The following is a 12,057-nucleotide window of genomic DNA, read 5'->3' on the forward strand; positions in this document are numbered from 1 at the left end:
GCACGTGCGGCTACCGAGAGGGGTATCGACCCTGACCGGATCTCCTTGACCGTGACATTGCGGGCTGCCCGCCACTCGCTGGTCCTCGCCCGCACGGCAGGTGGGGGCGAGGGCTTGGCCGGTGCCGTACCCGCGGGGATCCGCCACGCGATGCTGAACCCGCGCGAACTCGGCCCGAAGCATCGCCGATCACGGATTCTGCCCCGGCGCGTCAAACGGCCAGTCTCGCCCTTTGCCTACAACAAGACCAGACACGACGAATCCTTGTCCCGGGTGAGGATCAGCTACAGCATCACCCCGCCAACACCCGACTTGACACCTGGCTCAACGACCTAACTTCACGGCATTGCTTTGCAAACCCCGCGAGTTGACACGTCAGGCAGGGCCGTGTGGGTGAAGGACGGGCCGGTCAGGCGGGTGCGGCGGTGGTGATGAGGGGCGTGGGCAGGACGAATACCGGGAGATGAGTCGGATTCACCTGACCACGCCGGCCCGACCCCTAGCGCGCGGGTAGGTCGAGGTAGCAGACCTGACCCGGCAGCGGCTGGACGTTGTCGCGGATCAGCGCGTCGACCGCGGCCAGGATGCGGTCGGCGGACTCCTCGGGACCGGTCGGCCACGGCACGAACGTCCCGCCGGTGTGCTCCCCCGGCCGCAGGGTGCCTTCCCTGACCAGCTGGGCGGCGACATCCCTGGCGCGTCGCCTCGGGTCCTCGGACGAGTCGGTGGCCCGGGTGATCTCGGTGACCATGTACACGAGTTCGCCGAAGAAGATCGGCTCCCTGGTCTCGACGATCTCCTCCACCACGTACTGCCGCAACTCGGCCAGGTCATCGGACATGCTGACCCCAGCCCTCCGGTCGCACGTGGATCTTGAGACGGCGGTGCGGGGTGAACACGTCCACGATCGGGCACGCGGCCGAGGCCGCCCGACGCCGGTGGCCGATGAGCGTGCCGTCCGGCAGTTCGCGGATGGTGCCGTCGTAGGCGGGCGCGTCGAGCACCTGCCCGCCGCGCGAGAGGGTGGTGAGCAGATCGTCCAGTTCGGACGGTGACCGCACCTCGCGGACCGGCCGGGTGCGCAGGCGGCCACCGGCTCGGCCGATCGCCGCACCGCTGTCGCCCACGTGCTCGGCCGCGGTCTTGCCGCGCCAGGTGGCCGGCGCGCCGCGGTCGGCCCGCGCCGCCGGGGTGTCCTGGCCACCGCCGAGCCGGTCCAGGATCGCCGCGACCGAGTTCTCGGCCTGCTGCCAGCCCTGGATCAGGTCGGCGAGCAGGGCGCGCGCCTGGTCGAACCGGGCCAGCGCCAGCTCGGGTGGGTAGTGCGCCGAGCCGGCGAGCGCGGTGCCGGCGAGTGTGGCGGCCTCGGTGGCGGTCTCGGCCGCGGCGTGCAGGATCTCGATGGTTTCCTCGGTCATGTCCAGGGCCAGCCGCACCCGCGCGGCCACGTCCTGGAGGGTTGTCGCGTCGCTCTGTCTGCCCATAAATCCCCTAAAGCGTGACAGTTCGCATCGGTTTGGTTACCGATAGCGATAGTGCCACGGGATGATCATCACGGGAAGGCGTGCGGCGCGAGCCCACCGCAACAGAGCAAGGGTGGGGCGGGGCCGGTGCTGCCGGCCCCGCCCCACCCTGTCGTCGAACCCGGTACCCGCCGGAAACCCGGTCAGGACAACACGATCAGCAGGTCGCCGCCCTCGACCTGTTGCACGGACTGGATGGCCAGCCGGGTGACCGTGCCGGACCTGGCCGCGGTGATGGCGGCCTCCATCTTCATGGCCTCGATGGTGGCCACGGTCTGGCCGGCCTCCACCTGGTCGCCCTCGGCCACGGCCAGCGTGACCACGCCGGCGAACGGCGCGGCCACGTGGTTGGGGTTGCCCCGGTCGGCCTTCTCCGCCGCGGGCAGGTCGGTGGCTGCCGAGCGGTCGCGCACCTGGATGGGCCGCAGCTGCCCGTTGAGCGTGGCCATCACCGTGCGCATGCCGCGCTCGTCGGCCTCGCCGATCGCCTCCAGGCCGATGAACAGCCGCACGCCCGGCTCCAGGTCGACCGAGTACTCCTCGCCCGGCCGCAACCCGTAGAAGAAGTCCTTGCTGCGCAACACGCTGGTGTCGCCGTAGGCCTCGCGGTGGGCCAGGAACTCCTTGGTGGGTCCGGGGAACAGCAGCCGGTTGAGGGTGTGCTTGGGGTCGGTCTCCAGGCCGAGCTTGTCGTCGGCGGTCAGCTCGGCCACGCCCTTGGGCGCGGGCCGGCCGGCCAGTGCCTTGCTGCGGAACGGCTCGGGCCAGCCGCCCGGCGGGTCGCCCAGTTCGCCGTGCAGGAAGCCGATCACCGAGTCGGGGATGTCGAACCGGCCCGGCTCGGCCTCGAACTCCTCGGGCGAGACCCCGGAGCCGACCAGGTGCAGTGCCAGGTCACCGACCACTTTGGACGACGGGGTGACCTTGACCAGCCGGCCGAGCATCCGGTCGGCCGCCGCGTACATGGCCTCGATGTCCTCGAACTTGTCGGCCAGGCCCAACGCGATCGCCTGCTGGCGCAGGTTGGACAGCTGCCCGCCGGGGATCTCGTGCCGGTAGACCCGGCCGGTCGGCGAGGGCACCCCGGACTCGAAGGGCTGGTAGACCCGGCGCACCGCCTCCCAGTAGGGCTCCAGGTCGCACACGGCCGCCAGGTCCAGTCCGGTGGTGCGGTCGCTGTGGTCGGTGGCGGCCACGATCGCGGACAGCGGCGGCTGCGAGGTGGTGCCGGCCATGGACGCGGACGCGCCGTCCACCGCGTCCACCCCGGCCTGGATGGCCGCCAGGTAGGTGGCCAGCTGGCCGCCGGCGGTGTCGTGGGTGTGCAGGTGCACGGGCAGGTCGAACTCCCGACGCAGCGCGGTCACCAGCTTGCTCGCCGCGGGCGGGCGGAGCAGACCGGCCATGTCCTTGATGGCCAGCACGTGCGCGCCGGCCCGGACGATCTGCTCGGCCAGCCGCAGGTAGTAGTCCAGGGTGTAGAGCCGCTCGTCCGGGTCGGCCAGGTCGGCGGTGTAGCACAGGGCCACCTCGGCCACGGCCGCGCCGGTGTCGCGCACCGCCTGGATGGCCGGCCGCATCTGCTCCACGTCGTTGAGCGCGTCGAAGATCCGGAAGATGTCCACGCCGGTGGCGGTGGCCTCCTCCACGAACGCCTGGGTCACCGCCTCCGGGTAGGGCGTGTAGCCCACGGTGTTGCGGCCGCGCAGCAGCATCTGCAGGCACAGGTTGGGCAGGGCCTCGCGCAGCGCGGCCAGCCGCTCCCACGGGTCCTCGGCCAGGAAGCGCAGGGCCACGTCGTAGGTGGCGCCACCCCAGCACTCCACGGACAGCAGCTGCGAGGTCATCCGGGCCACGTGCGGGGCCACCGCGAGCAGGTCCCGGGTGCGCACCCGGGTGGCCAGCAGCGACTGGTGGGCGTCGCGGAAGGTGGTGTCGGTGACCCACACCTGGTCGGAGTCGCGCAGCCAGCGGGCGAAGCCCTCCGGCCCCAGCTCGGTCAGCCGCTGCTTGGTGCCGGCCGGCGGCGCCTCGCTCAGGTCCAGCGCCGGCAGCTTCACCTGCGGGTCGACCACGGTCGGGCGGGGGCCGTTGGGCCGGTTGACCGTGACGTCGGCGAGGTAGGTGAGCAGCCGGGTGCCCCGGTCGGCCGGGTGACGGGCGGTGAGCAGGTGCGGGCGCTGCTCGATGAACGCCGTGGTGGCCCGGCCCTCGTAGAAGTCGGGCTCGTCCAGCACCGCCTGCAGGAACGGGATGTTGGTGGACACGCCCCGGATGCGGAACTCGGCGACCGCGCGCCGCGCCCTGGCCACGGCCGCGGCGAAGGTCCGGCCCCGGCAGGTCAGCTTCACCAGCATGGAGTCGAAGTGCGCGCTGATCGCCGCGCCCGCATGCACGGTGCCGCCGTCCAGCCGGATGCCCGAGCCGCCCGGCGAGCGGTAGGCGGTGATCATGCCGGTGTCCGGGCGGAACTCGTTGGCCGGGTCCTCGGTGGTGATCCGGCACTGCAGGGCCGCGCCGCGCAGGGTGATCGCGTCCTGGCTCAGCCCCAGGTCGGACAGGGTCTCGCCGGCCGCGATGCGCAGCTGGGAGTGCACCAGGTCCACGTCGGTGACCTCCTCGGTCACCGTGTGCTCGACCTGGATGCGCGGGTTCATCTCGATGAACACGTGGTTGCCCGCGCGGTCCACCAGGAACTCGACCGTGCCGGCGTTGCGGTAGCCGATGTGCCTGGCGAAGGCCACGGCGTGGGCGCAGATGCGCTCCCGCAGCGCCGGGTCCAGGTTGGGGGCTGGCGCGATCTCGATGACCTTCTGGTGGCGGCGCTGCACCGAGCAGTCCCGCTCGAACAGGTGGATCACGTTGCCGGCGCCGTCGGCGAGCACCTGCACCTCGATGTGGCGCGGCTCGACCACGGCCTGTTCCAGGAACACGGTGGGGTCGCCGAACGCGGACTCGGCCTCGCGCATGGCCGCCTCCAGCGCCTCGCGCAGGGCCGAGCGCTCCTCGACGCGGCGCATGCCCCGGCCGCCACCGCCGGCCACGGCCTTGACGAACACCGGGAAGCCGATCTCCTCGGCCGCGGCCAGCAGCTCCTCGACCCGGCTGGACGGGGCGGACGAGCGCAGCACCGGCAGGCCGGCTTCCCTGGCCGCGGCCACGGCGCGGGCCTTGTTGCCGGTCAGCTGGAGCACGTCGGCGCTCGGACCGACGAAGGTGATGCCGGCGTCCGCGCAGGCCTGGGCCAGCTCCGGGTTCTCGGACAGGAAGCCGTAGCCGGGGTAGACGGCGTCGGCGCCGGCCTTGCGCGCGGCCTTGATGATCTCGGCCACCGACAGGTAGGCCCGCACGGGATGGCCTGGCTCACCGATCTCGTACGCCTCGTCGGCCTTGAGCCGGTGCCACGAGTTGCGGTCCTCGTGGGGGAACACGGCCACGGTCTGGGCGCCCAGTTCGTAGGCGGCCCGGAACGCCCGGATGGCGATCTCACCGCGGTTGGCGACAAGCACCTTGCGGAACATGCCGGCTACCTCCTGTTACTCAGGGGTACTCAGGGGTCGGTCACGGCACGTTACCCCGGGTGTCCCGGATCACGGGAGACTTGTCCCAGGTGACGGACGTCATCGTGATCGATCTGTACACCGCCCGTGCACCGGGTCCCTCACCCAGGGTCGTGGTCAGCTCGCCGGGAGGGTGAACGGGATCTCGGCGGCCCCACTGGCCGGCCAGGGCTCGCTGGTACCCCCAGTGTCGCAGTTGAGGGTGGTCGGCGCGACCCGCAGCGTGGCCGTGGCCAGGTCGGCGGGTACCTCGAAGGTCACCACCGCGCCGTCCGAGTCGAACCTGGAGTGCCGGTCCACCGGCTGGTAGGTGCCGCCCTTGTCGTCGGTGAGGGTGTACGCGGGCAGCGGGACCGCGCACTGGGACGCGTAGCCGGAGTTCGGGCCCTCGCCGACCGCCTTGTACCGCAGCACCAGCCACGCCTTGTCCCGCGCCTCGGGGGCGTTGCCGGTGACCGGCGCGAAGTAGGTCAGCTCGGCGCGCTCCACCGGGATGGTGAACCTGGTGGGCCCCTCGTCATCGCCGGGTCGGGTGAACTCGAAGGAGCTGGGCGTCAGCCGCTCCACCCACACCGTGGGGTAGTCGTCGGACCGGTACAGCACGGCCGGCTGGTCGCCGGTGCGCCGGCCGTCCAGCAGGTCGAAGCGCTGGGCCAGGTCCGAGTACTTCAGTTGCAGCTCCACGTCGTGCGGGTCCTGCGCGGGCACGCCCACCGCGTAGTGCAGGGTGCCGTCCTGCTCGCCGTAGGACAGCAGCTCGTCGAAGCCGGGCAGGTTCTGCTGGCGGCCCTCCACCGACACCGACGCGGACACCCTGCCGGACACCGCGGAACTCTTCTCGTGCCGTTCCACCTTGACCGAGAACACCAGCAGCTTGTTGCCGGTGTCCGGCCGGTAGCCTCGGCCCGAGGTGATCTCGTCGGTGGTGCCGATCTCGAACACCTTGGCGGAGATGCCGAAGTTGCGCAGGTCGCCGTCGCTGACCGGGTTCAGCCGGGCACCGCTGGTGTCCTCCAGCTCGGCCACCTCGCCGCGCTTGAGCACCTCGCCGTCGAACGGCTCCGCGCTGCCACTGGTCGTGGTGGCCGAGGCCGAGGTGGCCAGGCTCGTGCCGCTCACGCCGGCGGTGGCCTGGCCGGGTGTGCCGGTGCCGCAGCCGGCCGCGGTCATCCCCACCGCCGCCACCCCCACCGCCACCAGCGTCCTCGTCCAGCGGCCAGACACCACAGCAGCCACCACGCACACTCCAGGATTCGCGCGAATCGGATCAACGGGTCGAACGGACCGGCCGGCAGGACCAGGCCATTCCCTCTGACGTGGCCCCGGCGGATTCGGTTTCATCACGCGTTACCTGGCTGGCTACTCGCCGTGGCGGCGATCTCTAAGCTGCACCGTCGTGGATGACGCCGAGCGGTGGACGCGGGTGAGCCTGCTGGGCTCGGGTGGCTTCGGCGAGGTGCACCTGGCCTGGGACGCGGTCGAGCGCGGCTGGGTGGCGGTCAAGGAGTTCACCGGGCACGACGAACTGGCGCTGCTGCGGTTCGTCATCGAGTCCCGGATCCGCGTCGAGCACCCGCACCTGCTGCGCACGCTCGCCTTCCGGCTGGTCGACGACCAGGCGGTGCTGGTCACCGAGCTGGCCAGGGGCGGTTCGGTGCGCCAGCTGGTCAGCCAGCACGGGCCGCTGCCGTGGCGCTGGGTGGTCGAGGTGGTGGACCAGACCCTGGCCGGACTGGCCGAGCTGCACGCGCGTGCCGTGGTGCACCGCGACCTGAAGCCGGCCAACCTGCTGCTGCGCACACCGGGTTCGGGCCGACCCGACGTGGTGGTCGGCGACTTCGGGGTGGCGGCGTGGCGCAGTGTGGCGTTGACCGGGGCGGGCGCGGCCATCGGCACGCCGGGCTACCTGGCGCCGGAGTACCTCGACGGCCGGCCGCCCGCGCCGGCGACGGACCTGTTCGCGGTGGGGGTGCTGGCCGCGGAACTGCTGGCCGGGCGGCGGCTGGTGCACGTGAGCAATTCGGCGCTGTTCCACATCCAGACCGACTGGACCGTGGCGCTGCCGCTGCCGGAGGGGGTGCCACCGCCGGTGGCCGCGGTGCTGCGCCGGCTCGCCGATCCCGCCGTGGACCGTCGGTTCACCAGCTGCGACCAGGCCAGGGACGCGCTGCGCACCGCCCTGGCGGCCAGTCCGGACGAGCCGGCCGGGCTCACCTCGGTGGCCGCGCCCGACCTGCTGGCCGCGCTGCCGGCGGGCTGGTCGATCGCGGGTCCGCTGGGCGGAGCCGGGGTGTCCGGCGGCGGGCCGCCGGGCGGGAAGACCACAGTGGACGGATCGGTGGCCGGTGCCGGCACGCCCCGGCTGGCCGAGCAGGTCACCGCCGCGGCTCCGGCCACGCCGGTATCGCTGTCCGCTGTGGACAGTCCGGCCAGCTTCGGCCCGATCGGCGCGCCGCCGGACGCCCGGACCACGGTGATGGGCCAGCCCGTGCCCGGCCAACCCATGCCTCAACCCTTGCCTCAACCCTTGCCTCAACCCGTGCCCAGCCAACCCGTGCCCGGCCAACCGGTGGTCGGCCAACCGGTGGTCGGGCACCTCGCGCCGAGCACCGGCCCGGTCCACCCGCCCGGTGCCGCCGCGCCTCGGTCCGCCGGGCGGGGCAGGCGCGGCCGGGGCCGGCTGTGGCCGGTGCTGGTGGTGTTCCTGCTGGTCCTGGGGGGTGCGGGCTACGGCTACCTGGTGGTGAACCGGCCCGGTGGGTCCAGTTCGGACGATCACAGTGGACAGTCGGTGGGCACCGCCGGCCAGCAGCCGAGCGGATCGGCGGGTGCGAGCGCGACCTGGCATCCGCAGCGGGTGGCCGACTGCCGGCCGGCGGAACTCGGCGAGACCCGGGTGGCCGCCGGTCGCAACCAGCGCTGCCAGCGCGCGACCGGCGGCGGCCAGCAGTGGGTGGCCGAGCCCGACGGCGGTTTTCCCGCCGGCTCCAACCCCAGCGGCCCGTTCCCCGGCGAGCGGTGCTCGGCCGAGGCCGACCGCGCGGCCAGTCCCCTCGGCGAGCAGTTGACCTGCCAGTCCGGGACCTGGCGGTCGCGGTGAGGCCGGCTCAGCCGGCGGCCCGCGCCTCGCGCCAGATCGGGCTGTCCACGTAGTGGTTGTCGTAGCGCTCGCTGGACGCGGCGATCTCCGCCGGGCTGGCCTCGCCCCGGTTCACCCGGTCCAGCAGCCGGTAGTAGTCGAAGCGCGCCATGCCCGGGCTGAACAGCACCAGCACGTCCGCGGTCGCGCCGGGCGCCGGGGCGAAGGCGTGCGGCAGGCGCGGCGGCACGGTGAGGAAGTCGCCCTGGTGCAGGGTGAGCAGCTGCTCGCCGGCCAGCACCTGGAGCGCGCCGTCGAGGACGAAGAAGAACTCGGTGGCCCTGGTGTGGAAGTGCACCGGGGTGCCGGCGGCTTCCCGGCCGAGGGTGGCGCGGTTGCTGGTCAGCACGCCGCCGGTGCTGTCGGAGTCGGCGAACAGCGTGATCAGGCTGCCTGGTCCGTCGGTGAGCCGCTCGGCCTGTCCGGCTCGCACCAGCACCGCCGCCTGCCCGTTGAGGTCCGTCGTCGTCATGACAACGAACCTAGCCAGCCAACAGACCGGGGTTATGGTGCATTTCCGTGGCGGATTCCTGGGCCAATTCGACCGACCTGCACCTGGACCTGAGCGGCCCGGGCGGCCTGCGCGAGCGGTTGACGCGCGCGCTGCGCGAGGCCGTGCGCACCGGCCGGCTGGCCCCGGGCACCCGGCTGCCGCCCTACCGCGCGCTGGCCGCGGACCTGGGCATCGCCCGCAACACCGTGGCCGACGCCTACGGTGAACTGGTCGCCGAGGGCTGGCTGGCCGCCCGGCAGGGTTCGGGCACCCGGGTGGCGCTGCGCACCGAGCCGCCCCGGCCTCGGCAGCGCCGGCCAACCCCCGCCGCTCCGCTCCAGGGCCCGCGCCACAACCTGAGCCAGGGCCAGCCCGACGCGGCCGAGTTCCCCCGGGCCGCCTGGCTCGCCTCGGCGCGGCGCGCGCTGACCAGTGCGCCCAACGCGGCGTTCGGCCCCGGTGATCCGCGCGGCCGGCCGGAGCTGCGCCGCGAGCTGGCCGACTACCTGGCCCGGGCCCGCGGGGTGCGCGCCGATGCCGACCACATCGTGGTCTGCTCGGGCTTCTCCCACGCGCTGCGGCTGCTCGGCCCGCTGCTGCCGCGCACCACGGCCGTGGAGGCCTACGGGCTCGCCTTCCACCGCGGCCTGCTGACCGGCGCGGGCATCCGCGCGGTCCCGCTGGCCATCGACGACCACGGCGCCCGCGTGGCCGAGCTGCCCGCGACCGGCGCCGGGGCCGTCCTGCTCACCCCGGCCCACCAGTTCCCCACCGGCGGGCCGCTGCACCCGCTGCGCCGGGCCGCCGCCGTGGACTGGGCCCGGGACAGCGGCGGACTGGTCGTCGAGGACGACTACGACGGCGAGTTCCGCTACGACCGCCAGCCGGTGGGCGCGGTGCAGGGCCTGGACCCCGAGCACGTCCTCTACCTGGGCTCGGTCAGCAAGAGCCTGTCCCCGGCGGTGCGCCTGGGCTGGATGGTGTTGCCGGACCGGCTGGTGGACGGCGTGCTGGCGGCCAAGGGCGAGCGGGAGGCGTGGGCCAGCGCCCTGGACCAGCTCACCCTCGCGGACTTCATCGGCTCGGGCGGCTACGACCGGCACGTCCGGCGGATGCGCCAGCACTACCGGCGGCGCCGCGACCAGCTGGTGGCCACGCTCGCCGAGCGCGCCCCGCACGTGCGGGTCACCGGGATCGCGGCCGGGCTGCACGCCGTCCTGGAACTGCCGCCGGGCACCGAGCCGGCCGCGGTGGCCGCCGCCAGGCGCGCCGGACTGGCCCTGGACGGCCTGGCCGCGTTCCGCCACCCGGACAGCACCATGCCCGCGGCCGACGGGCTGGTGGTCGGCTACAGCACCCCACCGGAGCACGCGTTCGCCAACGCCGTCGCCGCACTGTGCCGGGTGCTGCCGCCCGGCTGAGCGGGTTCTCATCCGGCGGACCGCCGCCGGCCACCTCGCGGCCACCGCCGGGACACCCCCTGGCCGCTCCCCGCGCGCACACTCCCGGCCCGTGACCGTCCACACCGCACCAGTCCCGCCCGCGACAGCGGTGCTGACCAGGCCAGATCCCCCCACCGGCAGACCCGGAAAACCCGGCGGGGGCCGGTCGCACCGGGTTCGCGAGGCACTGCTGGGCCTGCTGCTGCTCACGCCCGGCCTGGTCGGTCTCGGCGTGTTCGTGGTCTTCCCGCTGTTCCAGGCCGTCTATCTGTCCACACGGGACAACGACATCCTGGGCAACCCCACCCGCTCGGTGGGGCTGGCCCACTTCGCCGAACTGCTCACCCCGGAGTTCGGCGCGCTGCTGGCGCGGACGTTCCTGTTCACCGCGCTGGTGGTGGTGCCTGGCGTGCTGCTGCCGCTGGCGATCGCCGCGCCGCTCACCCAGAAGCTGCCGGGCATGCGGATCTTCCGGACCGCGTTCGCGCTGCCGTTCGCCTACTCCGCGTCGGCGGCGAGCGTGGTGTGGCTGATCATGCTCAACCCGGGCACCTCACCGGTGAACTGGCTGCTCGGCCTGGTCGGGGTGCAGGCGCCGAGCTGGACCAGTGACCCGGGCTGGGCCCTGGTGACCGTGGCCGCGGTGACCGTGTGGAGCGTGTCCGGGTTCAACCTGCTGGTGCTCGCCGCCGGACTGGCCCAGGTGGACGAGGACGTGCTGGAGGCCGCCCGCATCGACGGCGCCACCGGCCCGCGCCAGTTCGTCAGCATCGTGCTGCCGATGATCTCGCCGAGCCTGTTCTTCGCCGTGGTCACCACCACGTTGACCGCGCTGCAGGCGTTGGGCCAGGTGCACATCATGACCGACGGCGGCCCCAACGGCAGCACGTCCACACTGGTCTACTCGATCTTCGACCGCGCGTTCCACAACAACAACAGCGACTACGGGCTGGCCAGCGCGCAGGGCCTGGTGCTGCTCGTGGTGGGCGTGCTGCTGGCCGCGGTCCAGTTCGGCGTGCTGGAGAGGCGGGTGCACTACCGGTGAGCACCGCGACGAGGAGCCGACTCAACCGCCCTGGCCCCGTGCCCACCGCGCTGACCTACCTGTGGCTGGGCGTGGCCGCCGTGGTGCTGCTGTTCCCCGTGCTGCTGACCGTGGTGGGCGGGTTCCTGCCGTCCAGTGCCCTGCTGCACCAGCCGCCCCGGCTGTTCGGCGGTGACTGGACCCTGGACAACTACGCGGAGGCGTGGAACCAGCCGGTCGTGCCGCTGGCACCGGCGTTCGCCAACTCGCTGTTCGTCGGCCTGGTGATCATGGCCGGGCACCTGGTCACCTCGTGCCTGGCCGGCTACGCCCTGGTGTTCCTGCGCACCCCGCTGCGCACGCCGCTGTTCTGGCTGTTCCTGGCCACGATCATGGTGCCCTACGAGTCCATTGTGGTCCCCAACGCGCTGTTCGTGCGCAGCCTCGGCCTCGGCGACAACCGGCTCAGCCTGGTGCTGCCGTTCCTGGCCAACGGGTTCGGCGTGTTCCTGCTCCGCCAGGCGTTCCAGCAGTTCCCCAGGGAGCTGCGCGAGGCCGCGGTGATCGACGGCTGCGGGCACCTGCGGTTCCTGTTCACCATCCTGCTGCCCAGCTGCCGGCCGGCGCTGACCGCGCTCGCGGTCTGGTCGTTCCTGCAGGGCTGGAACATGTACTTCTGGCCGCTGATCATCGCCTCCGGCGACAACTCGATGAACACCCTGCAGTCCGCGGTGTTCGCGTTGAAGAACAACGAGGGCGCCAGTCCCGCCGTGCTGCTGGCGGGCATCAGCATCACCCTCATCCCCACCCTGCTGCTGGTCGTCTTCGGACAGCGCTGGCTGGTCCGGGGATTCACCGCCGGCGCGGTCAAGTGAG

Annotated in this window: 9 protein-coding genes; 4 read left to right on the forward strand and 5 right to left on the reverse strand. The window is 73.0% G+C overall.

Annotated elements, in window-relative coordinates; all coding sequences use genetic code 11:
- Nucleotides 1-499: 499 nt before the first annotated feature.
- The 4 genes from LX83_RS34425 to LX83_RS34440 all read right to left on the reverse strand — a co-directional run bounded on the left by LX83_RS34425 (nucleotide 500) and on the right by LX83_RS34440 (nucleotide 6,319).
- Nucleotides 500-841: a hypothetical protein gene (locus LX83_RS34425; protein WP_253779424.1), complete on the reverse strand. Its 342-nt coding sequence runs from the start codon at nucleotides 839-841 to the stop codon at nucleotides 500-502.
- Nucleotides 831-1,484 carry a hypothetical protein gene (locus LX83_RS34430; protein ID WP_253779426.1) on the reverse strand — a complete coding sequence of 218 codons (654 nt, stop codon included), beginning with the start codon at nucleotides 1,482-1,484 and terminating at the stop codon, nucleotides 831-833. Before LX83_RS34430 ends, LX83_RS34425 begins: the two co-directional genes overlap by 11 nt.
- A 182-nt stretch (nucleotides 1,485-1,666) precedes the next feature.
- Complete coding sequence (locus tag LX83_RS34435; protein ID WP_253779428.1) at nucleotides 1,667-5,044, reverse strand: pyruvate carboxylase; 3,378 nt, start codon at nucleotides 5,042-5,044, stop codon at nucleotides 1,667-1,669.
- 156 nt (nucleotides 5,045-5,200) lie between these two features.
- A complete protein-coding gene (locus LX83_RS34440) occupies nucleotides 5,201-6,319 on the reverse strand; it encodes a hypothetical protein (RefSeq protein WP_253779430.1) in 1,119 nt (372 codons plus the stop codon).
- A 160-nt stretch (nucleotides 6,320-6,479) separates the two neighbouring features.
- On the opposite strand from LX83_RS34440, the gene LX83_RS34445 reads away from it, so the two are divergent.
- Entirely contained in the window at nucleotides 6,480-8,183 is a 1,704-nt protein-coding gene (locus LX83_RS34445) for a serine/threonine-protein kinase (RefSeq protein ID WP_253779433.1), read from the forward strand.
- Between the two features lie 7 nt (nucleotides 8,184-8,190).
- Here LX83_RS34445 and LX83_RS34450 read toward each other — a convergent pair whose 3' ends face one another.
- Nucleotides 8,191-8,694, reverse strand: coding sequence for a cupin domain-containing protein (locus tag LX83_RS34450; RefSeq protein WP_253779444.1), 504 nt, complete (start codon nucleotides 8,692-8,694; stop codon nucleotides 8,191-8,193).
- A 47-nt stretch (nucleotides 8,695-8,741) separates the two neighbouring features.
- Here LX83_RS34450 and pdxR point away from each other — a divergent pair, with 47 nt between their 5' ends.
- The 3 genes from pdxR (at nucleotide 8,742) to LX83_RS34465 (ending at nucleotide 12,056) form a co-directional block, all read left to right on the forward strand.
- Nucleotides 8,742-10,136 carry a MocR-like pyridoxine biosynthesis transcription factor PdxR gene (gene pdxR / locus LX83_RS34455; RefSeq protein ID WP_253779446.1) on the forward strand — a complete coding sequence of 465 codons (1,395 nt, stop codon included), beginning with the start codon at nucleotides 8,742-8,744 and terminating at the stop codon, nucleotides 10,134-10,136.
- A gap of 91 nt (nucleotides 10,137-10,227) precedes the next feature.
- Nucleotides 10,228-11,202: a carbohydrate ABC transporter permease gene (locus LX83_RS34460; RefSeq protein WP_253779448.1), complete on the forward strand. Its 975-nt coding sequence runs from the start codon at nucleotides 10,228-10,230 to the stop codon at nucleotides 11,200-11,202.
- Nucleotides 11,199-12,056 carry a carbohydrate ABC transporter permease gene (locus LX83_RS34465; protein WP_253779451.1) on the forward strand — a complete coding sequence of 286 codons (858 nt, stop codon included), beginning with the start codon at nucleotides 11,199-11,201 and terminating at the stop codon, nucleotides 12,054-12,056. The genes LX83_RS34460 and LX83_RS34465 overlap by 4 nt, the downstream gene beginning before the upstream one ends.
- Nucleotide 12,057: the final 1 nt, after the last annotated feature.

Origin of the sequence: Goodfellowiella coeruleoviolacea, from assembly GCF_024171785.1 — a bacterium.
In the GTDB taxonomy this organism is placed as follows: domain Bacteria; phylum Actinomycetota; class Actinomycetes; order Mycobacteriales; family Pseudonocardiaceae; genus Goodfellowiella; species Goodfellowiella coeruleoviolacea.

Bases quoted from the DNA above. Each gene is read 5' to 3' on its own strand.
- LX83_RS34425 (WP_253779424.1), bottom strand. From the start codon at position 841: ATGTCCGATGACCTGGCCGAGTTGCGGCAGTACGTGGTGGAGGAGATC.
- LX83_RS34430 (WP_253779426.1), bottom strand. From the start codon at position 1,484: ATGGGCAGACAGAGCGACGCGACAACCCTCCAGGACGTGGCCGCGCGG.
- LX83_RS34435 (WP_253779428.1), bottom strand. From the start codon at position 5,044: ATGTTCCGCAAGGTGCTTGTCGCCAACCGCGGTGAGATCGCCATCCGG.
- LX83_RS34450 (WP_253779444.1), bottom strand. From the start codon at position 8,694: ATGACGACGACGGACCTCAACGGGCAGGCGGCGGTGCTGGTGCGAGCC.